Raw genomic sequence first — 20,968 nt, forward strand, 5'->3', positions numbered from 1 at the left:
GTTATCGCGCTCCAGCGGGCGTACGGTCGCCGGCACCGGCGTCGGACAGGTCGGCGGGCGAGGCCAGGTGGCCCAGTACGGCGGTGGCGGCGGCGACCTGGGGGGAGACGAGATGCGTACGGCCGCCCTTGCCCTGCCTGCCCTCGAAGTTACGGTTGGACGTCGACGCGGAGCGCTCGCCGGGCGCGAGTTGGTCGGGGTTCATGCCCAGACACATCGAGCAGCCCGCGTGCCGCCATTCGGCGCCCGCGGCGGTGAACACCCTGTCCAGGCCCTCGGCGACGGCCTGGAGGGCGACCCGCACCGATCCGGGGACGACCAGCATCCGTACGCCGTCGGCGACTTTGCGGCCCTCCAGCAGGGTGGCGGCCGAGCGCAGGTCCTCGATACGGCCGTTGGTGCAGGAGCCTACGAAGACGGTGTCGACCTTGATGTCGCGCAGCGCCTGCCCCGCGGTCAACCCCATGTACTCCAGGGCCTTTTCGGCGGCGAGGCGCTCCGAAGCGTCCTCGTACGAAGCCGGGTCGGGGACGTGCGAGGAGAGCGGCAGTCCCTGGCCCGGGTTGGTGCCCCAGGTGACGAACGGGGCCAGTTCCCCGGCCTTGATGAAGACCTCGGCGTCGAAGACCGCGTCGTCGTCGGTGCGCAGCGTCTCCCAGTACGCGACGGCCGCCTCCCAGTCGGCACCCTCGGGGGCGTGGTCGCGGCCCTTGAGGTAGTCGAAGGTGGTCGCGTCCGGGGCGATCATGCCCGCCCTGGCGCCGGCCTCGATCGACATGTTGCAGATGGTCATCCGGGCCTCCATCGAAAGACTCTCGATGGCGGAACCCCGGTATTCGAGGATGTAGCCCTGGCCGCCGCCGGTGCCGATCTTCGCGATGATCGCGAGGATCAGGTCCTTGGCGGTGACGTCGGCGGGCAGTTCGCCCTCGACCGTGATCGCCATGGTCTTGGGACGGGCCAGCGGCAGCGTCTGGGTGGCGAGGACATGCTCGACCTGGCTGGTGCCGATGCCGAACGCGAGCGCGCCGAACGCACCGTGGGTGGAGGTGTGACTGTCGCCGCAGACCACCGTGGTGCCGGGCTGGGTCAGGCCGAGCTGCGGGCCCACGACGTGGACGACGCCCTGCTCGACATCGCCCAGCGGGTGCAGCCGTACGCCGAAGTCGGCGCAGTTCTTGCGCAGGGTCTCCAACTGGACACGGGAGACGGGGTCCGCGATGGGCTTGTCGATGTCGAGGGTCGGGGTGTTGTGGTCCTCGGTCGCGATGGTGAGATCGAGCCGCCGGACCTGCCGGCCGTTCTGGCGGAGGCCGTCGAACGCCTGGGGGCTGGTCACCTCGTGCAGCAGGTGCAGATCGATGAAGAGAAGGTCGGGCTCGCCCTCCGCGCGCCGGACGACATGGTCGTCCCAGACCTTCTCCGCGAGTGTCCTACCCATCGCTTTCCCTCCGGCCGGCCTCTCGTGGCCGGCTCTCCTAGAGATATGTGGGCCTACGCCCGTACCCCACGCACCGGACGTCGGCGGGGGACCCCTTGGTCATGGGCCCGTCTCCCGCGGGCCCGATTCCGCGGGCCCGTACCTACAGGTTGGCAACTTCCCCGGAAAATTGAACTTGCGTTTCACAGAGTGAGACGCGAGTATCGTTTCATGGACAACTCTAGCGGCGTCGGCGTTCTCGACAAGGCGGCTCTGGTATTGAGCGCCCTGGAGTCCGGTCCGGCCACCCTCGCCGGGCTGGTCGCGGCGACCGGGCTCGCACGACCCACGGCACACCGGCTGGCCGTGGCACTGGAACACCACCGGCTGGTGGCGAGGGACATGCAGGGGCGGTTCATTCTCGGCCCCCGGCTGGCCGAGCTGGCCGCGGCGGCGGGCGAGGACCGCCTGCTGGCCACGGCGGGACCGGTCCTCACGCATCTGCGGGACCTGACCGGCGAGAGCGCGCAGCTCTACCGCCGCCAGGGCGACATGCGGATATGTGTGGCGGCGGCGGAGCGGCTCTCCGGGCTGCGGGACACGGTCCCGGTCGGCTCGACCCTGACCATGAAGGCGGGCTCCTCGGCCCAGATCCTGATGGCCTGGGAGGAGCCGGAACGGCTGCACCGCGGCCTCCAGGGGGCACGCTTCACGGCGACGGCACTCTCGGGCGTACGGCGCAGGGGCTGGGCCCAGTCGATCGGCGAGCGGGAGCCGGGCGTCGCCTCGGTCTCGGCGCCGGTACGGGGCCCGTCGAACCGGGTGGTCGCGGCCGTCTCGGTATCCGGACCGATCGAGCGCCTGACGCGCCACCCGGGCCGGATGCACGCCCAGGCCGTGATCGACGCGGCGGGACGGCTGAGCGAGGCCCTGCGCCGCACGAGCTGACCTCGCCAGACGTTCCCGAACAACCCGGGCAGGCCGCTCCAGCGCCGCAGCGGCCCGCCATGCCCGACCGCCCCCGGTCCCCCGCCCCTCCGGTCCCCCGCCCCTCCGGGCCCCCGGTCAGGCACGGATCACAGCACTACGAAGCGAGCCGGTCCGCCGCGCGCTCACCACGTCTGCCGATCGGGATCACTCCGCTCCCCGCCCCGAGGCCGAACTCCGGCATGTTGACGTAGACGCTCTCGTACGAGCCGGCGGGGACCGCATAGGTCTCGTGCCAGAGCCCCACACCGCTGCCGCCCTCCCGCGCCCTGCGGTTGAACTCCGCCCAGGCCGAACGGTGCTCCCCGCCCGTCGCCGCCGCGTACGCCAGCAGCTTCTCCGTGGACTCCCAGTACTGGACGACGTACACGAGGCGCGCCCCGCCCACCAGGACCCGGGCGGATATCAGCCCGCTGGAGCGGTCCCGGGCCAACTCCTTCAGCATCCGCGGCATGGCCTTGGCGACGGGCCACCAGTCGTGCGGCGAGCGGAACTTGTTGACGCGCATCCCGATCAGGAACACGACCACTCCCTGGTCGGCACCGGCGGTCATCCGGCCTTCGATCACCTTCGCACCCATACCAGCCCCTCTTCCTGTCTTCCGGGACGTCACCCATGGCGCCCCCATCAATTGGATAGCTCCACTATCCATGATTGGATAGTGCCACTGTCCAAGGAAAGGTGCAACTGGGATGCGCATGGCGGAGCTGAGCGAACGCAGCGGGGTCCCCACCGCCACGATCAAGTACTACCTGCGCGAGGGGCTGCTCCGGCCCGGCCGCCGGATCAACGCCACGCAGGCCGCGTACGACGAGGAGCATCTGCGCAGACTGCGGCTGGTCAGGGCGTTGATCCAGGTGGGCCGGATGCCGGTGGCCACGGCACGGGAGGTCCTGGTGGCTGTGGAGGACGAGTCGCTCGACCACCACAGCCGTATCGGCGCGGCGGTCTGGTTGCTGCCCGAGGGCACGGCCGGCGCCATGGAGACTGTCCCCGACGCCGCGGCGGAAGCGGCCGAACGGCAGGCGGTCGAGCTGCTGGAAAGGCTCGGCTGGAACTTCGGCTACGCGGCACGGGACGACTCCCCCGCGTACCGGATGCTCGTCGGCGCCCTCGCGGCCCTGGAGCGGAGCGGCTATCCGTGCACCATGGAGGACCTGCTCGTGTACGGGCACTCCGCGGGCGAACTCGGCGCCGTGGACCTGGACATGATCGAGCGGTACGAACCGGGGACGCTACAGGTCGAGGCGGCGGTGGCGGGGACGGTGCTGTACGAGCCGGTGCTGCTGAGCCTGCGGCGGCTCGCACAGGCGGAGGAGTCCAACCGGCGTTTCGGCGAAGGCGGTTGACGGTACGGGGTAACGGAAAAGACCCTCCCCGAGGGGAGGGTCCGATCCGTAACTGTCCTGCGTGGTACCCCCGACCGGATTCGAACCGGCGCTACTGCCGTGAGAGGGCAGCGTGCTAGGCCGCTACACAACGGGGGCATGGCCTGGGCCAAGCTGGGCTACCAGGACTCGAACCTAGAACAACGGAACCAGAAACCGTCGTGTTGCCAATTACACCATAGCCCATGGTGATTCCTGAGAATCAGTACCCCCGACCGGATTCGAACCGGCGCTACTGCCGTGAGAGGGCAGCGTGCTAGGCCGCTACACAACGGGGGCCCTAGCGATCCTGCATCAACGCATCCGGGGGCGACCCGAAGACGTCGGAGAGAAGGATCTGTACCCCCGACCGGATTCGAACCGGCGCTACTGCCGTGAGAGGGCAGCGTGCTAGGCCGCTACACAACGGGGGCGTTGCAGATACAGTCTGCGCTGGGCTACCAGGACTCGAACCTAGACTAACGGAACCAGAAACCGTCGTGCTGCCAATTACACCATAGCCCACCAAAGCTGAACCCCCGTACGGGGGTCTTGTCTGGCGTGCGCTTCCCGGTCGGACCTTGCGGTTTCTCCGGGCGGCGCAGGAAGAACATTACCCGATCGCGGACGGCGCTCCAAAACGGGTATCCCCGCGCAGTACGGCGGGAAGCTGACCCAGATCGGTGATCCGCACCAGTTCGGGGCGCCCACCGAGCCGGCCCCGGTCCAACCAGACCCCGGCCAGCCCGGCGGCCGTGGCCCCGCCCGCGTCGATGTCCGGCTCGTTCCCGACGTACATCACCTCGCCCGGCTCCAGTGCGAGCGCGTCACACGCGGCGTGGAAGGCGGCGGGGTCGGGCTTGGAGACACCGAGCTCGGCGGCGCAGAGCACGGCCTCGAAGTGATCGCGTACACCCAGGACGCGCAGCTTCCGGTCCTGGTTGATGATCGAGGCGTTCGACAGCACGGCCTGCCGGTAGTCGGCGGCGAGCAGGTCGAGAGCGGCGAGGCTGTCGGGGAACAGGCTCCAGGCGGCTTCGTAGTGCGTGATGTACCGGTCGAACCACGCGTCGGCCTCGCCGTCGCTCAGCGCCCCGCCGACGAAGACCCGCACCCGGTCGCGCCGCTGCCCCAGGAAGTCCGTCTCCCCGGCGGCGAACCGCAGCCACTGGGCATCGGTGATCTCCCGCCACCGCCCGAGAGCCTGATCGACGGTTTCACCGGGGTCGGCCATCCCCTCGACGGCGAGATGCCGCTGCATGCCGGCGCGGTCGGCGGTGGTGTAGTCGAAGAGGGTGTCGTCGATGTCCCAGAGGACGGCACGAATCGCCATACGGCGACGGTACCGCGCGTGGGGGTTGGGGTGTGGGGTGGGATCCGGGGGTGCGGGGGATCCGGGTACACACGCCTGCCGGACAGCGCGTTACCCGTGCCGATCACGGGCTCGGGCAGTTCCAGGAGTGGCGGTCGGCTCTGAGGAACGCGCGCACTTCGGGGGCGACGGCGCGGGCGAGGTCCTCGGCGGTCCGGAGATCGTCGCCGATCGGAACCATGGCCAACTGTCCGTCGGGGAGGGTGCTGGCGGCCTCTTCGGCGAGAGCGGTGGGGTGACGTGGGTCGGTGCCGGGGAAGACGAGGGTCGGCACCGCGATCGTGGCGAGTTCGCCGACACTTCGGAAGGAGCGGTCGTGGCCGATGGCCGCCGCCGCCACGATGCTGCTGGGATCCGATCGGGGTATGGCGTCGCGCACCATGGCCCCGACGACGGGCGGGAGACCGGCGAGGATGGGCTCCCAGCCGGCCTCGATGCCCTCGGCCGCGACGCGGGCGGCGAACTGGTCGAGGAAGCGGATCTCGGCTTCTTTGGCCTCGTCGTCCTCGATGTCCTCGACCCCGATCAGCACGGCCGCTCGTACGCGGTCCGGGTGGGCGGCCGCCGCCCGAAGCGTGATCGTGGAGCCCAGGCCCGCCCCGGCGAGAACGGCGCTCGGGAGGCCGATGTGATCCAGGAGCCGGATCACATCCTCGACGTACTGGTCCCAGGTGAAGCGGGCCGGGTCCCGGCAGACCGCGCGGCCGTAGCCCCGCAGGTCAGGAAGTACGACCAGGTAGTCGTCCACGAGCCGTTCTGCCAGGGGGAGCATGCTCATGCGGTCAGGACCGCCCGCGTGCAGAAGGACAACGGCCTGGCCTTCCCCGATGACGGTGGCGTGCAGGGCGCAGCCATCGGCCGCCTGGTAACTGATCTCTGCCATGGACCGAACCTAGAGCGGGCACAGGGCCGTCCGGTACTCCTTGACCCGCCAACTGATATCGCGATCCCGCCACCACCACCCATCCGGCGAACCCGTGCCCCGCTGGTCACCACCATGGGCGCGAGGCCGGGGGCCACCGGCGGGTGCGGTGTCCGGCAGGCGTGTGTACCCGGAGTCCCGTTCCGGTGCGCTCCCGGTACACACGAAGGGAACAGGCGCTGTCCGACACCCCCCACCCACGGCGGGTGACCAGCGGGGCATGAAGCCCGGCCAATATCCGGTCGGCGGACGCTTGACGAAGCGCGTCACCACCCCACTCCACTACCGCGCGCCCCGCAGGGCGAACCGGCCCGCAAGTCTGGAACGGACCGGTAGGACGAGGGAGTTTCTCAGGGGACCCCTCCCCCCCGGCCGCCCCCTCCCACCGCCTGTTTCAGCGGCGTAGGGGTGGGTGTCCAGGGTGGAGCGGAGCGGAATCGGCGAAGCCGACGCGACGCAGGAGCGCCCTTGACGCACACCCTGGAGCCGCGACCATCGAATCAGGGAGGGGGCGGCCCCTGCCCGCCACCACACACCACCGGCCCACCCCGACAGGCCCCCCGAACCCGGAACAGAACAGCCCGGCGCTTCATCCGGAACGACGCCCCGTGCTCCGCCTCGTGGGCGCGCAGTATGGCGGGGTGCGCCGAAAGCCGTGACGGTATGCGTGAGGGCCCGATGGCCCGCCCCGAGCCTGTGGGGCGGGCCACCGGGCCCTCATGTGCGGTACGCCGAGCCCTACGCCGTCAGTTTCGCCAGCGCCGTGTCGATGCGGGCCAGTGTGCGCTCACGGCCCAGGAGTTCCAGGGACTCGAAGAGCGGGAGGCCGACCGTGCGGCCGGTGGTCGCGACGCGGACCGGGGCCTGGGCCTTGCCGAGCTTGAGGCCGTGCTCCTCGCCTGCCGCGAGGACCGCGTTCTTCAGGGACTCCGCGTCCCACTCCGCCTCGGCGATCTTCGCGCGGGCGGTGGTGAGCAGCGCGTCCGCGCCCGGCTTCATCGCCTTCGCCCATGACGCCTCGTCCTCGACCGGCTGGTCCAGGAAGAGGAAGTCGACGTTGGCGGTGATGTCCGAGAGGACCGTGACCCGGGTCTGGGCCAGCGGGGCCAGCGCCGCGAACGCCGCCGCGTCGAAGGACTCCGGGGCCCAGGGGGCGTACGGGGCCTTCAGCCACGGGGCGCAGGCGTCCGCGAACGTCTTCACGTCGAGCTGCCGGATGTGGTCGGCGTTGATCGCCTCGGCCTTCTTCAGGTCGAAGCGGGCCGGGTTGGCGTTGACGTCCGCGATGTCGAACGCGGCGACCATCTCGTCCATGGAGAAGAGGTCGCGGTCCGCGGAGAGCGACCAGCCCAGCAGCGAGAGGTAGTTGAGCAGCCCCTCGGGGAGGAAGCCGCGCTCGCGGTAGAGGTTGAGGGACGCCTGGGGGTCGCGCTTGGAGAGCTTCTTGTTGCCCTCCCCCATGACGTACGGGAGGTGCCCGAAGTCCGGGACCCCGTTGGCGAGGCCCAGCTCCGTCAGCGCCTTGTAGAGAGCGACCTGGCGCGGCGTGGAGGAGAGCAGGTCCTCGCCGCGCAGGACGTGGGTGATCTCCATCAGCGCGTCGTCGACCGGGTTGACGAGCGTGTAGAGCGGGGCGCCGTTGGCGCGGACGATGCCGTAGTCCGGAACGTTCTCCGGGGTGAAGGTCAGCTCGCCGCGGACCAGGTCCGTGAAGGTGATCGGCTCGTCGGGCATCCGGAAGCGGACGATGGCGCTGCGGCCCTCCGCCTCGTACGCCGCCTTCTGCTCGGCGGTCAGGTCGCGGCAGTGGCCGTCGTACCCCGACGGCCGGCCCGCCGCGCGCGCCGCCTCCCGGCGGGCGTCCAGTTCCTCGGTCGTGCAGTAGCAGTGGTACGCGTACCCGGCCGCCAGGAGCTTGTCCGCCGTGTCGCGGTAGATGTCCATCCGCTGCGACTGGCGGTACGGCGCGTGCGGGCCGCCCACCTCGGGGCCCTCGTCCCAGTCGAGCCCGAGCCAGCGCAGCGAGTCGAGGAGCTGGACGTACGACTCCTCGGAGTCGCGCGCCGCGTCGGTGTCCTCTATGCGCAGGACCAGGGTGCCGCCGGTGTGGCGGGCGAACGCCCAGTTGAACAGGGCGGTACGGACCAGGCCCACGTGGGGGTTGCCGGTCGGGGAGGGACAGAAACGTACACGGACGGGTGCGCTAGCCACGCTTGATCACCTTGTTGGTGAGAGTGCCGATGCCTTCGATGGTGACGGCGACCTCGTCGCCGACGCTGAGGGGGCCGACCCCCGCGGGGGTGCCCGTGAGGACGACGTCACCGGGGAGGAGCGTCATGGCCTCGCTGATGTTGACGATCAGGTCCTCGACGGAGTTGATCATGTCGCTCGTACGGCCGAGCTGCCGCTGTTCCCCGTTGACGGTGCACTGGATGGTGACGTCGGAGGGGTCGAGTTCGGTCTCCACCCAGGGGCCGAGCGGGCACGAGGTGTCGAAGCCCTTCGCGCGCGCCCACTGCTTCTCGCTCTTCTGGATGTCGCGCGCGCTGACGTCGTTGGCGCAGGTGTAGCCGAAGATGACGTCCTTGACGCGTTCGCGCGGCACCTCGCGGCACATCCGCCCGATGACGACGGCCAGTTCGGCCTCGTAGTGCACCTCGTTCGAGAACGACGGGTACTCGATGGCGTCGCCCGAGCCGATCACGGAGGTGGTGGGCTTGAAGAAGGCGAACGGCGCGTCGGGGACCGTGTTGCCGAGCTCCGCCGCGTGCTCCACGTAGTTGCGGCCGAAGGCCACGACCTTGTTGGGCAGGACGGGCGGGAGCAGCCGCACCTTGCTCAGCGGGACCTTGACGCCGGAGAGCTCGAAGTCGGTGTACGGAATGCCCTTGATGATGTCGAGGACGAGGCCGGCGGTGTCGCCGCTGCCGTCGCCCTCGACCGCGCCGAAGGCGACATTGCCGTCGATGGAGAATCTGGCGATGCGCACGGAAGCTGTTCGCCCTTCGCTTGCTGACTGGTCCGGAGACTGACGCCCCAGGTCTGAGCCCCAGGTCTGAGACTGACGCTCCAGGCTAACGCGGCGGGCGGAGCCTGGACGGCGGGCCGCACGTTCAGGGCGCCCGGAACGGAACGGCGCGTGAACGGGCGACGCCCGTGACGCGTATTACCGTGCGTGGGCGGAACGCGGCGTACGAACACGGGCGGGCGGGGCGGTCTCCGGTGTGCGGCCGCCGCCACGCGGCGTGTGGCCGCTACGACGCGGAGCGTGGCCGCCAGGACGCGACGTCCGGCTGCTCCGCGGTGCCGCGCGACCGCTACGAGGCGGCGGGCGCGGCGTCCGGGGTGGCCGACGGGGCGACCATCAGGGTCGTACGGCGCGGGTTGGCCGTACGGTTCGGCAGGGCGACGGGGTGCTCCGGCCGCACGGCGGGGGCCAGTTCCTCGGCGTCCTTCAGGTGCGCCAGCGTGGTGCGCCGGGGGTTGGCGGTGTTGCGGAACATCATCGTTGTCTTCTGCGGGTTCATCTGCGGTGTCAGACCTTGTCGGGCTACGGGCGCCGGAGCGCCGGTTGTCGGATGTGCCATCCCTGTAAAGCGTCAGGCTAAACATCCAATTCCCCGCCGGAGCGGCGATCGATCGTCGATCACGGTGTGAGTTTCCTCACGATCGGCCAGGCATTTCCCCCATTCCGGGCGTCAGTTGATGACCAAGGAAACGGACAAGCGTTACTGAACGTTGCATTCCGCTGCTGATCATCCGTACTGGGACACCCCCCGCCCGTACATGGCTCGTACGCGTAAGTCCGTTTCCTCCGCCCACGCTTTCTACGGCTGGTGACCTGGCGCTCACTCGGTGTCATTCACGTCACAGCCCTGCCCACCGCCCTTGTTGGAGATCCTGCACTGTGCTGGAATTCCCCCCACCGCCGCGGGTTTGGATGTGCCGGCGCGCAAGGGCGCAACGCAGCGCCGAGTGGCGGCGGGGGAGGGGAGCCGCGCCGGTCACTCACGACCACCATGGGGTGCGCTTCCGCGCCCCACGACGCCGACACCGTTCCGCCGTTCAGCGGGGGGACGCCTGGTCCAGAGGTTGCGACGCTAGTGCAGGGACGTTACAAGAGGGATGGCAGCGCTGCGGCGGAGCAGGAGCACCGCGGCGGATCCGACCGCGGCTCCTCGCCCCAGCACACCCAGAACCAGGGCCCGGCCCCGTCGGGTGACCAGAGCGGCGGCCGGGGCGGACGTCCCGGTCAGGGACAGAGCGGCCCCGGCGCGCCTGCCACGCCGCCGCCGACTCCGCAGTCGGCGCCGAAGGCGAAGTCACCGACCGACCCCGGGTCGCGCATAGCCCTGCGCAACTGGCGCATCAGCACCCGCCTCGTGGCGCTGCTGACCCTGCCGGTGGTCGCCGCCACCACGCTGGGCGGACTGCGGATCAACGAGTCGCTGAACGACATCCAGCAGCTCGAACACATGCAGTTGCTCACCAAGATGACCAAAGAGGCGACCACGCTCGCCCAGGCGCTCCAGGCGGAGCGCGACGAGTCGGCGGGGCCGCTGACCAACGGGGCGAACGCCAAGGACTTCAAGGTCCAGGACCGCCGTACGAAGACCGACCGGGCCAAGAAGACCTTCCTCGACGCCACGGTCGACATCGGCAGCACCGACGGCGACCAGGCGCTGGAGAGCATCCGCTCCAACGTCAGGCAGATCTCCACCCAGGTCAACCGGATCAACACCATCCGCAAGGACGCCTACGTCGGCGCGGGTTCGGACTCGCTGACCGTCGACGCGTACGACGGACTGATCACCTCGCTGCTGAGCCTCTCGCAGGACATGGCGCAGGCGACGAACAACCCGGACATGATCAAGCGGACCCGCGCGCTGGCCGCGTTCTCGTCCGCCAAGGAGTACGCGTCGATCCAGCGCGCGGTCATCGCCGCCGCGCTGCCCGCCGACCCGTCGACCAAGGGCAAGCTCGACGAGAACGACCGTCTGTACGGTCTGGCCGCGGCGACGAAGGAGAAGAACGCCCTCACCTCCTTCAGCTTCCTGTACGAGTCGATGGGCGGCGACGCCGAAGAGCTGATGGCCCCGCTCAACGGGCAGGGCAACCCCGAGATCCAGTCGTCCGAGAAGTACGCGGACCGGGTGCTCAGCACGGCCGACGGTCTGGAGAGCCAGCCCAACCGCTCGTATCTGGACTGGACCGACCAGGCCTCCACGCGGATCAACGCCATGAAGACCATCGAGGCCACGCTGCTCGGTGAGATGGAGGCCAAGGCCCGCGAGCTGCGTACCGACTCGCAGCGTGACGCGATCTTCAACGCCGCGCTGATCCTCGTCGTCCTCGGCGTCTCGCTCGTCGGCGCCTTCGTGGTCGCCCGGTCCATGATCCGCTCGCTGCGCCGCCTCCAGGACACGGCCACCAGGGTCGCCCAGGACCGGCTGCCCGAGCTGGTCAAGCAGCTCTCCGACTCCGACCCGCAGGATGTCGACACCTCCGTCGAGTCGGTCGGTGTGCACTCCAGGGACGAGATCGGAAAGGTCGCCGCGGCCTTCGACGACGTGCACCGCGAGGCCGTCCGGCTCGCCGCCGAGCAGGCCCTGCTCCGGGGCAACGTCAACGCGATGTTCACCAACCTCTCGCGCCGCAGCCAGGGCCTCATCCAGCGTCAGCTCTCGCTCATCTCCGAACTGGAGTCCCGCGAGGCCGACCCGGACCAGCTCTCCTCGCTGTTCAAGCTGGACCACCTCGCGACCCGTATGCGCCGTAACGGCGAGAACCTGCTCGTCCTCGCGGGCGAGGAGCCCGGCCGTCGCTGGACCCGCCCCGTGCCGCTGGTCGACGTGCTCCGTGCCGCCGCCTCCGAGGTGGAGCAGTACGAGCGCATCGAGCTGTCCTCCGTACCGACGACCGAGGTCGCGGGACGCGTCGTCAACGACCTCGTGCACCTGCTCGCCGAGCTGCTGGAGAACGCGACGTCGTTCTCCTCGCCGCAGACGAAGGTCCGCGTCACCGGTCACGCGCTGCCCGACGGCCGGGTGCTGGTGGAGATCCACGACACCGGTATCGGCCTCTCCCCCGAGGACCTCGCGGCGATCAACGAGCGGCTGGCCTCGCCGCCCACCGTGGACGTCTCGGTCTCGCGCCGCATGGGTCTGTTCGTGGTCGGCCGGCTGTCGCTGCGTCACGGCATCAGGATCCAGCTCCGCCCCTCCGACTCCGGTGGTACGACCGCGCTGGTCATGCTGCCCGTCGATGTCGCCCACGGCGGCAAGAAGGGCCCCATCGGCGGCCGGCCCGGCGCCCCCGGTCAGGGCGGCCCGCTCGGCCAGGCGCCCCCGGTCGGCGGTCAGCTCACCAGCGGCCCCGGCGCGCCCGGTGCACCCGGCGGCGCACGTCCCGGAATCGGCTCGGGCCCCGGCGGCGCGCCCGGTGGCGGGGCTCCGCTCGGCGCGGGTGCGCCGCGTGGCCAGGTCGGCGCCGGTACGGGGCCGCGTGCGGCGCTGCCGTCCCGCGACGGGTCGCAGGGCGGTGCCCAGGACCCGCAGCGCCAGGGCCAGGGCCAGAGTTCAGGACAGCCCAACATCTTCGCCCAGAACGCCTTCGGCCCCGCGTCGCAGGGTCCCTCGCAGGGCGCGGGACAGGGCGGCCCCGGCCAGGGCCAGCAGCGTACGGACCGCCCCGGCGGCGTCTTCGGCCAGAGCGGTCCGGGCAACCAGGGCCTCGCCAACCAGGGTCCGGGCAACCAGGGCGGCCCCGCCGGCCAGAGCGGTCCCGGTAACCAGGGCGGCCAGGGACAGAACGGCTTCAGCGGACGGGCCCAGAACGCCTTCCAGCAGGGCGGCGCCCCCGACCGCGGCCGGCAGCTCCCGCCGCCCGGCGGACCGCGCGCCGAACTGCCCGGCGGCAACCCGCAGCCGCAGCGCCCCGCCGCCCCCAGCTGGGGCAGCGACCAGCAGTCGGGCCGTCCCTCGCTGGACGCGCCGCGCGGCCACGAGGAGCACGGGCCCGCCGGTCAGTTCGCCCGTCCGACGGGCGAGCGGCAGGGGCCCGGCGCCACCTCCGAGTTCCCGCGGCCGGACTTCGACGGGCCCCGGCCCGACCAGAACGCCCCGCTCGGCGGCGGCCAGGACCCCGCGGCCACGGCCCAGTTCCCGCGTCCGGACTTCAACGCTCCGGCCGGCTACTCGCCGGAGTACGGCTCCCAGGGCGGCCAGAGCGACGGTTCGGGCTTCCGCCCGTCGTCGGACTTCGGCTCCGCGCAGCAGGACTTCAACGCCCCGCGTCCGCCCGCACCGGCCCCGGCGCCCGGCTCCGAGGGCGGCTACCGCCAGCCGAGCCTGCCGCCGCAGCCGCAGCCGGAGGCGCTGCCCCCGGCCGCCGGCCCCGGTGACGGCCGTACACCGTTGTACGACACCCTGGAGACCAACTGGTTCCACACCCCCCAGGGCGGCGGACAGCAGGGCGGCGGAGCTGACCCGGGCCGGCCGGCCTCCGGCCAGGACGCGCAGCGCCACGAGAGCCAGTCCCCGCAGCAGCCGATGGCGCCGATGCCGCGCCGTGATCCCGCCAACGGCTCCACGAACGGCTCCGGAACGAACAACTCCGGCTCCAGCGGCTTCGGAAACGACAGCCTCGGAAGCAACGGTCTGGGAGCCGGCAGCCTCGGAACGAACAGCTCCGGAGCCAACGGCTTCGGCGCGAACGACACCGGCGCGAACGGCTTCGACACCAACGGTTCCGGCTACACCAGGCCGGGCGCGGGCGGCTCGGACTCCCAGGCGCCGGGCCAGGCCCGGCGGCCGGGGCTCGGGCAGCTCCACCAGCAGGGCCAGGGCTCCGGAACCAACGGTGGCGGCTTCAACTTCTCCAGCGGCAACGGTTCGGACGCGCACGGTCCGGCCGCCAACGGCGTGGGCGCCGCCTCATCCTGGCGCACCTCTCCCAACGACGAGCTGGTGCGCCAGGCCGAGCGGGCCAAAAAGCCCCAGGCCGGCGGCATCACCACCTCGGGTCTGCCCCGCAGGGTGCCGCGTGCCAATCTGGTGCCCGGTACCGCGCAGGAACAGACCACCCAGGCCGGTCCGCAGGTCTCCCGTGCGCCCGCCGACGTGCGCGGTCGGCTGACCAATCTCCGTCGGGGTATCCAGCAAGGTCGTCAGGCGGGCAACACCGGCCCGGCGAGCAACGGATTCAACCTCGGCACCTCTCACCAGCAGGAGCGTTAGTTGAGTCCGATGAGTCAGGCTGCGCAGAATCTGAACTGGTTGATCACCAACTTTGTGGACAACACCCCTGGGGTGTCCCACACCGTGGTGGTCTCCGCAGACGGACTTCTGCTGGCCATGTCCGAGGGCTTCCCCCGTGACCGCGCCGATCAGCTCGCGGCCGTGGCATCCGGTCTGACCTCGCTGACCGCGGGGGCGTCCCGGATCTTCGAAGGCGGCCCGGTCAACCAGACCGTGGTGGAGATGGAGCGCGGCTTCCTCTTCCTCATGTCCGTCTCCGACGGTTCCTCCCTGGCCGTGCTCGCCCACCCCGAGTGCGACATCGGTCTGGTGGGGTACGAAATGGCCCTCCTGGTCGACCGCGCCGGTACGGTCCTCACGCCGGACCTGCGCGCCGAGCTCCAGGGAAGTCTGCTGCACTGAAGCTTCCAGGAACTCCCCAGATTCCCACCGTCCGGCCGCCCAACCGGCCCCCCACCGGCCAAGTCAGACGGCACGCAGACATCTTGCTGTCACGCCCGGAGGATTCATGACCCCGCCACCCGCCTCTCACGATCCGTACGGCGTCTCCCTCGACGCCTCGTACGGTCATGAGGGCGATCAGCCGCTGGTACGTCCGTACGCCATGACCGGCGGCCGGACCCGGCCGCGGTACCAGCTCGCCATCGAGGCGCTGGTCAGTACGACCGCAGACCCGGCGCATCTCGCCACCCTGCTCCCCGAGCACCAGCGGATCTGCCACCTGTGCCGCGAGGTCAAGTCGGTGGCGGAGGTGTCCGCGCTGCTGACCATGCCGCTCGGCGTCGCCCGCATCCTGGTGGCCGACCTGGCGGAGGCCGGCATGGTGGCCATCCACCAGCCGGGCAACGGAGAGGCCGGCGGAACGCCGGATGTGACACTGCTCGAAAGGGTGCTCAGTGGACTTCGCAAGCTCTAGCGGCGGTGCGGCCCGATCGACCACCAGCGCGAAGATCGTGGTGGCGGGCGGCTTCGGCGTGGGCAAGACCACGTTCGTAGGCGCCGTCTCGGAGATCAACCCGCTGCGAACCGAAGCCGTCATGACCAGCGCCTCCGCCGGCATCGACGACCTCACCCACACCGGAGACAAGACCACCACCACCGTGGCCATGGACTTCGGCCGCATCACCCTCGACCAAGACCTCATCCTCTACCTCTTCGGCACCCCCGGACAGGACCGCTTCTGGTTCATGTGGGACGACCTCGTCCGCGGCGCCATCGGCGCCGTCGTCCTCGTCGACACCCGCCGCCTCGCCGACTGCTTCCCCGCCGTCGACTACTTCGAAAACTCAGGACTCCCCTTCGTCATCGCCCTCAACGGCTTCGACGGACACCAGCCCTACACCCCCGACGAAGTACGCGAAGCACTCCAGATCGGCCCCGACACCCCCATCATCACCACCGACGCCCGCCACCGCGCCGACGCCAAAAGCGGACTCATCACCCTCGTCGAACACGCCCTCATGGCACGACTGAAGTAGGCCGCCGTCTACGGAAGTTGCCGTAGGCATACGCGGAGGTGGGCCGGGTCCTTTGACATGGCCCGCCTCCGTGTTCATAACATTTCGACAGAGAATTCACGCCCTCCGGCCACCCGGCGCACTTGCCCGGTGCCCCTGCGCTCATGTCTGCCCCGCTTTTTGCCGGGGCTCGCTCTTTATGCCCGTTTTATCTGAGGCTTGTACCACTCGGAATGGCTGATTCCTGCTGTTTGGAAAGGGAGCGTTCCCCGTGCTGGAATTCGAGAACTCCCGAGTAGTACGGCCCCGAACAAAACACGGCACAACGTTGGTGCCGACGCCGAGAGGTTGTTGGTCGAGTGAGGCGAAGCACGACGAGCTCCGCGGAGCAGAAGGCGCGGGGTAACTTCACCCCGCCGCCGCGCGCGGCGGCGCCTGCCGTCACGACCGGCCCGCCCCCGGCGGCCGGCAGCTCCAGCCGGTTCTCCCCGCGCAACTGGCGGGTGACCACCCGGCTGTACGCGATTCTCCTCGTGCCCGTCCTGGTCGGCCTCGTCATGGGCGGTTTCCAGGTCAAGGGTTCCGTCGACACCTGGCAGGCGGCCGAGGACGCCGAGAAGACGGCCCTCGTCGTGCGGGCCGCGTCCGAGTACGGACACGCGGTACTCGACGAACGTGACCTCACCGCGCAGTCCCTGCTCACCAACAAGCGGGACGCGCGGATCGTCGCCCAGAGCTACGCGGCCACGGACGCGGCGAAGAAGAAGTTCGACCTGGCCGTCCGTGACATGCCCGCCGAGCAGGGCCTCGAACGCCGCCTCGGGCTGTTCCGCAGCGTGGAGCCCACGCTGGAGAGCATCCGCAAGACCGCCTTCACCGCCGGGGTCGAGACCCCGGACAAGAGCGGCGGCAACGGCGGCCCCGTGGCCACCGAAGAGGCGTACGTGCCGCTGGAGCACACCCTCATGGAGTTCGCCAACGAACTCGGCCTCGGCACCGGGAACATCACCAGCTACGGCCGTACGGTCTACGCCATCGGGCTGGCCAAGGGCGCCGAGTCGCTGCAGCGCTCCATCGGCACGCACCTGCTGGTCAGGCCGAGCCAGAAGGCCGACGTCAAGAGCGGCCAGACGATCGCGTTCTCCTCGTACGCCTACCTGGAGGACATCGCCGTCGGCGAGTACGTCTCCGGTGGCACCCAGGCGGACGCGGTCAAGCTCCAGGAGGTCATGAAGGGGCAGGCCGCCGAGGCGGCCAAGAAGCTCGCCGCCGCGCAGCAGCAGGCCGCCGCGGAGGGCAAGGAGTTCACCGCCCCGCCGAGCAAGGACGGCTCCCTCTACGACGGCATGGTGGCGGCGATCGCCACCGGTGACAGTCCGGAGAAGCTGGCCGAGCGCGGGGTCACCCCGGAGACGTGGATGGCGGCCTCCACCGCCAAGTTCGACGGGTACAACACGATCGAGACGGACCTGGTCGACAAGGCCGTCTCCGAGGCGTCCTCGATCGCCGGCAACGCGCGGAACGACGCGATCACCAACGGCGCGATCGTGCTGATCGCCCTGCTGGCGGCCTTCGTCCTGGCCGGGATCATGGCCCGGCAGCTGAGCCGGTCGATGCTGTCGCTGCGTACGGCCGCCTTCGGGATCGCCGAGCAGCGGCTGCCGATGCTCGTCGACCAGCTCTCGCGGGCCGAGCCCGGCCGGGTCGACACCCGGGTGCAGCCCATCCCGATCGACTCGCGCGACGAGATAGGCGAGGTCGCCCGCGCCTTCGACCAGGTCCACCGCGAGGCGGTGCGGCTCGCCGCCGAGCAGGCGATGCTCCGCGGCAATGTCAACGCGATCTTCACCAATCTCTCACGTCGGAACCAGTCGCTGATCGAGGGCCAGTTGACCCTCATCTCCGACCTGGAGAACAACGAGGGCGACCCGGACCAGCTCGACAACCTCTTCAAGCTGGACCACCTCGCCACACGCATGCGCCGCAACGGCGAGAACCTGCTGGTCCTCGCGGGCGAGGAGCCCGGCCGCCGCTGGAACCAGCCGGTGCCGCTGGTGGACGTCCTGCGCGCCGCCTCCTCCGAGGTGGAGTCGTACGAGCGCATCGAACTGTCCGGGGTCCCGGAGACGGAGATCCACGGCCAGGCCGTCACCGACCTCGTGCATCTGCTCGCCGAGCTGCTGGAGAACGCCACCACGTTCTCCTCGCCGCAGACGAAGGTCCGCGTCACCGCGACCCGGCTGCCCGACGGCCGCGTGATGATCGAGATCCACGACAAGGGCATCGGCCTCACCGCCGAGGACTTCGCCGACATCAACCACAAGCTGGCCAACCCGCCGACCGTGGACGCCACGGTCTCCCAGCGCATGGGCCTGTTCGTGGTCGGCCGGCTCGCCGACCGGCACGGGGTACGGGTCCAGCTCCGCCCCTCGGGCGAGCAGGCGGGCACGACGTCGCTGGTCATGCTGCCGGACGCGATCACGCACGGCGGCGGGGGCGGCGCCCCCGGCCAGGGCGAGGACTTCACCGTCTCGCAGATCATGCCGGACCAGCCGAACCTCCCCGAGCCGGAGCAGCAGGCCTTCCATGCCTCTCCGATGCTGACGGCGGCGGAGCTGGGCTTCGACGACTCGCGGTACGAGCAGCAGCCGCAGGCCGATCAGCCGGCGCCGCTCGACTCCGTCAACCGCTCGCTCAAGCGCGAGGAGCGGCGTGCGGCCCTCGGAACGCCCCCCGAGGGCGCCGCGGGCGACCAGCCGCTGTTCCAGGACCAGGTGGACGGCCAGTACCGCGGTGGGGCCGACGGCGGGTACGCGCAGGGGCAGACGTCGTACGAGGCGGGCTACGCACCGCAGCAGCCCCCGCCCGGGGCGGAGTTCCCGTCCCCCGGGGCCGATTTCCCCCCGGCGGGCGCCCAGTTCGCCACGGGCGCGTTCGAGGAGTACCGCGCGCCCGGCACGTACCAGCAGTCCGACGCGTTCCCGCCGTCCGACGCCTTTCCGCCCCCGCAGGGGTCCCCGGCGCAGCAGGGCTATGCGGAGTCTCCGTACCCCGCCGCACAGGGCGCCGAGGGCACGTACGAGAATCTGTTCAACCCCCCGCCTCACCAGGGCGAGTGGGCCGATCAGAGTACCTACCCCGGTACGTACGATTCCGAGCGTCCGGCCGAACCGGAATCGGGCCTCGGCGCTCCCGGGAACGCCCGGGACAACGTAGGCTTGAACCGTCCGGGTCCCTCCCCGAGCGCCAGTCACGCGTTGACGGACGCGGGTCTGCCGCGCCGTGGCGGCGGCCAGCCGCAGTCGCCGGCGTCCTGGCAGCCCGCCGGTGAGGGCGAAGGACAGCCGGCCGGACAGACTTCTTCGACGGCGCTGAACGGCGGGAGCACGCCTTCGGGCAACTTCCGGGACGGGCAGAGCGTTGAGCAGGACACGGGCCGCGGCGACGGAGATCTTCCGAGCGACGGCCCCGGCGAGAACCGGATCAACGGCCGTCCCGACGGCCGGAGCGACGGCGCCGGGCAGAACGGCAGTGGGCAGAACGGCAGTGGGCAGAGCGGTGCCGGGCGCCAGGGCAACGGACCGGCGGAGACGCCCGGTTCGGACGACTGGCGTGCGAGGAACGACGAGCGTTGGCACCGTGCGGAGAAGCTGCGCGAGCCCAAGGCCGGCGGCGTCACCTCGTCCGGTCTGCCGCGCCGCGTGCCCAAGGCCAACCTGGTCGAGGGCGCCGCGGAGCAGAACACGCACAGCGGCCCCCAGGTCTCCCGCGCCCCGGAGGACATCCGGGGCAGGTTGAGCAACCTGCGGCGCGGCGTCGAGCGGGGCCGCAACGCTGGAGCGGACACGAACGGACCGGGCCACGGCCCGGGCAGTACCTACAACCAGGAGCGTTAGTGTGAGCCCGATGAGCCAGGCGGCGCAGAATCTGAACTGGTTGATCACCAACTTTGTGGACAACACCCCTGGGGTGTCCCACACGGTGGTGGTCTCCGCCGACGGACTCCTGCTGGCCATGTCCGAAGGATTCCCGCGCGACCGCGCCGATCAGCTCGCGGCCGTCGCCTCGGGTCTGACCTCGCTGACCGCGGGGGCCTCCCGGATCTTCGAGGGCGGGGCCGTGAACCAGACCGTCGTCGAGATGGAGCGCGGTTTCCTCTTCCTCATGTCCATCTCCGACGGCTCCTCGCTGGCCGTTCTCGCCCACCCCGAGGCCGATATCGGCCTGGTCGGCTACGAGATGGCCCTCCTGGTCGACCGCGCCGGAACGGTTCTCACACCGGACCTGCGCGCCGAGCTCCAGGGAAGTCTGCTGAACTGACAGACAGTGCGCTGTTCGCCGCCGCACCATTAGGGTGCGGTGGCGCGGATTTCACAGGTCCGCCAGGATCGGGCCCGGCGCCCCGGCAGTCGGAGGAGGAAACGTGGCTACACCCCCAGGCGGGCATCCCTATGACGCAGGCCCCCGGTCTCCGGGTGAGTATGCCCAGAACCGGTTCAACTTTCCCTCCACGCCCAGCGGACAGCGGGGCGGTGGACAGGGCGAGCCGAGTCACGACCAGGGCGGACCGGGCCACGGCGGGCAGGACGGCGGGCGCGGCGGACCGCAGCGGCAGCCGTACCAACCCCCTCCCCCGCCACCGCAGTACGAGTACGACGAGCCTCGGCGGCCGCGCATCCAGCCGGTGCAGCCGAGGCGCTCCCCGGAAGCCGAGCCTTCCATGGGCCCACACAATCCGTTGGTGCGCCCGTACGCCATGACCGGCGGCCGGACCCGGCCGCGATACCAGCTCGCCATCGAGGCGCTGGTCAGTACGACGGCTGATCCGTCCCAGTTGCAGGGGCAGTTGCCCGAGCACCAGCGGATCTGCCAACTGTGTTTCGAGATCAAATCGGTCGCCGAAGTCTCGGCGCTCCTCTCCATCCCCCTCGGCGTGGCCAGGATCCTCGTCGCCGACCTGGCGGAGGCGGGCCTCGTCGCCATCCATCAGCCAGGTGGCGACGAGGCCACCGGTGGCCAGCCGGACGTGACACTGCTCGAAAGGGTGCTCAGTGGACTTCGCAAGCTCTAGCGGCGGTGCGGCCCGCTCAACCACCAGCGCGAAGATCGTGGTGGCGGGCGGCTTCGGCGTGGGCAAGACCACGTTCGTAGGCGCCGTCTCGGAGATCAACCCGCTGCGAACCGA

The 20,968-nt window shown here is 70.6% G+C and carries 16 protein-coding genes, 5 tRNA genes and 1 pseudogene; 10 read left to right on the top strand and 12 right to left on the bottom strand.

Features of this window, described 5'->3' with window-relative positions; genetic code table 11:
- Position 1: 1 nt before the first annotated feature.
- Positions 2-1,441 (bottom strand): 3-isopropylmalate dehydratase large subunit, encoded by a 1,440-nt coding sequence (gene leuC, locus ACFXPL_RS22960; RefSeq protein WP_384922540.1) that lies wholly within the window; start codon positions 1,439-1,441, stop codon positions 2-4.
- Positions 1,442-1,651: 210 nt separating this feature from the next.
- On the opposite strand from leuC, the gene ndgR reads away from it, so the two are divergent.
- Entirely contained in the window at positions 1,652-2,368 is a 717-nt protein-coding gene (ndgR, locus tag ACFXPL_RS22965; RefSeq protein WP_114662287.1) for an IclR family transcriptional regulator NdgR, read from the top strand.
- A 136-nt stretch (positions 2,369-2,504) separates the two neighbouring features.
- Here the strand turns inward: ndgR and ACFXPL_RS22970 are convergent, their stop codons facing one another.
- The gene (locus tag ACFXPL_RS22970; RefSeq protein ID WP_384922543.1) at positions 2,505-2,987 is read right to left on the bottom strand and encodes a DUF4188 domain-containing protein; all 483 of its coding nucleotides are present in this window, start codon (positions 2,985-2,987) and stop codon (positions 2,505-2,507) included.
- Between the two features lie 112 nt (positions 2,988-3,099).
- On the opposite strand from ACFXPL_RS22970, the gene ACFXPL_RS22975 reads away from it, so the two are divergent.
- Positions 3,100-3,756 carry a MerR family transcriptional regulator gene (locus ACFXPL_RS22975; RefSeq protein ID WP_384922546.1) on the top strand — a complete coding sequence of 219 codons (657 nt, stop codon included), beginning with the start codon at positions 3,100-3,102 and terminating at the stop codon, positions 3,754-3,756.
- Positions 3,757-3,818: 62 nt separating this feature from the next.
- Here ACFXPL_RS22975 and ACFXPL_RS22980 read toward each other — a convergent pair.
- The 10 genes from ACFXPL_RS22980 to ACFXPL_RS23025 form a co-directional block, all read right to left on the bottom strand.
- Positions 3,819-3,894, bottom strand: a tRNA-Glu gene (locus tag ACFXPL_RS22980).
- Between the two features lie 15 nt (positions 3,895-3,909).
- A tRNA-Gln gene (locus ACFXPL_RS22985) sits at positions 3,910-3,981 on the bottom strand.
- A 20-nt stretch (positions 3,982-4,001) separates the two neighbouring features.
- Positions 4,002-4,074 (bottom strand) — tRNA-Glu (locus ACFXPL_RS22990).
- A 61-nt stretch (positions 4,075-4,135) separates the two neighbouring features.
- Positions 4,136-4,208 (bottom strand) — tRNA-Glu (locus tag ACFXPL_RS22995).
- Positions 4,209-4,227: 19 nt separating this feature from the next.
- Positions 4,228-4,299 (bottom strand) — tRNA-Gln (locus ACFXPL_RS23000).
- An 88-nt stretch (positions 4,300-4,387) separates the two neighbouring features.
- Positions 4,388-5,107: an HAD family hydrolase gene (locus ACFXPL_RS23005; RefSeq protein WP_384922549.1), complete on the bottom strand. Its 720-nt coding sequence runs from the start codon at positions 5,105-5,107 to the stop codon at positions 4,388-4,390.
- 103 nt (positions 5,108-5,210) lie between these two features.
- On the bottom strand, positions 5,211-6,029 hold the full coding sequence (locus ACFXPL_RS23010; protein WP_384922552.1) for an alpha/beta fold hydrolase: 819 nt from the start codon (positions 6,027-6,029) through the stop codon (positions 5,211-5,213).
- A 777-nt stretch (positions 6,030-6,806) separates the two neighbouring features.
- A complete protein-coding gene (gltX, locus tag ACFXPL_RS23015) occupies positions 6,807-8,279 on the bottom strand; it encodes a glutamate--tRNA ligase (protein WP_384922555.1) in 1,473 nt (490 codons plus the stop codon).
- Positions 8,272-9,057: a fumarylacetoacetate hydrolase family protein gene (locus ACFXPL_RS23020; protein ID WP_384922558.1), complete on the bottom strand. Its 786-nt coding sequence runs from the start codon at positions 9,055-9,057 to the stop codon at positions 8,272-8,274. The genes gltX and ACFXPL_RS23020 overlap by 8 nt, the downstream gene beginning before the upstream one ends.
- Positions 9,058-9,385: 328 nt before the next feature.
- The gene (locus ACFXPL_RS23025) at positions 9,386-9,595 is read right to left on the bottom strand and encodes a hypothetical protein (RefSeq protein ID WP_384922561.1); all 210 of its coding nucleotides are present in this window, start codon (positions 9,593-9,595) and stop codon (positions 9,386-9,388) included.
- Between the two features lie 576 nt (positions 9,596-10,171).
- Here ACFXPL_RS23025 and ACFXPL_RS23030 point away from each other — a divergent pair.
- From ACFXPL_RS23030 to ACFXPL_RS23065, 8 genes and pseudogenes are all read left to right on the top strand, one after another.
- Positions 10,172-14,305: a nitrate- and nitrite sensing domain-containing protein gene (locus ACFXPL_RS23030; RefSeq protein WP_384922564.1), complete on the top strand. Its 4,134-nt coding sequence runs from the start codon at positions 10,172-10,174 to the stop codon at positions 14,303-14,305.
- A 9-nt stretch (positions 14,306-14,314) separates the two neighbouring features.
- Positions 14,315-14,728, top strand: coding sequence for a roadblock/LC7 domain-containing protein (locus tag ACFXPL_RS23035; RefSeq protein WP_030351794.1), 414 nt, complete (start codon positions 14,315-14,317; stop codon positions 14,726-14,728).
- A gap of 106 nt (positions 14,729-14,834) precedes the next feature.
- A complete protein-coding gene (locus ACFXPL_RS23040) occupies positions 14,835-15,242 on the top strand; it encodes a DUF742 domain-containing protein (protein ID WP_384922568.1) in 408 nt (135 codons plus the stop codon).
- The gene (locus ACFXPL_RS23045) at positions 15,223-15,804 is read left to right on the top strand and encodes an ATP/GTP-binding protein (protein ID WP_189282429.1); all 582 of its coding nucleotides are present in this window, start codon (positions 15,223-15,225) and stop codon (positions 15,802-15,804) included. The genes ACFXPL_RS23040 and ACFXPL_RS23045 overlap by 20 nt, the downstream gene beginning before the upstream one ends.
- Positions 15,805-16,142: 338 nt before the next feature.
- The gene (locus tag ACFXPL_RS23050) at positions 16,143-19,679 is read left to right on the top strand and encodes a nitrate- and nitrite sensing domain-containing protein (RefSeq protein WP_384922571.1); all 3,537 of its coding nucleotides are present in this window, start codon (positions 16,143-16,145) and stop codon (positions 19,677-19,679) included.
- A 10-nt stretch (positions 19,680-19,689) separates the two neighbouring features.
- A complete protein-coding gene (locus tag ACFXPL_RS23055; protein ID WP_010984131.1) occupies positions 19,690-20,103 on the top strand; it encodes a roadblock/LC7 domain-containing protein in 414 nt (137 codons plus the stop codon).
- 103 nt (positions 20,104-20,206) lie between these two features.
- Positions 20,207-20,854, top strand: coding sequence for a DUF742 domain-containing protein (locus tag ACFXPL_RS23060; RefSeq protein ID WP_384922574.1), 648 nt, complete (start codon positions 20,207-20,209; stop codon positions 20,852-20,854).
- Positions 20,835-20,968: pseudogene (locus ACFXPL_RS23065) on the top strand (ATP/GTP-binding protein); the annotation flags it as partial. The gene ACFXPL_RS23060 and the pseudogene ACFXPL_RS23065, both read left to right, overlap by 20 nt.

Source organism: Streptomyces sp. NPDC059092, assembly GCF_042756365.1.
Taxonomy (GTDB): Bacteria; Actinomycetota; Actinomycetes; order Streptomycetales; family Streptomycetaceae; genus Streptomyces.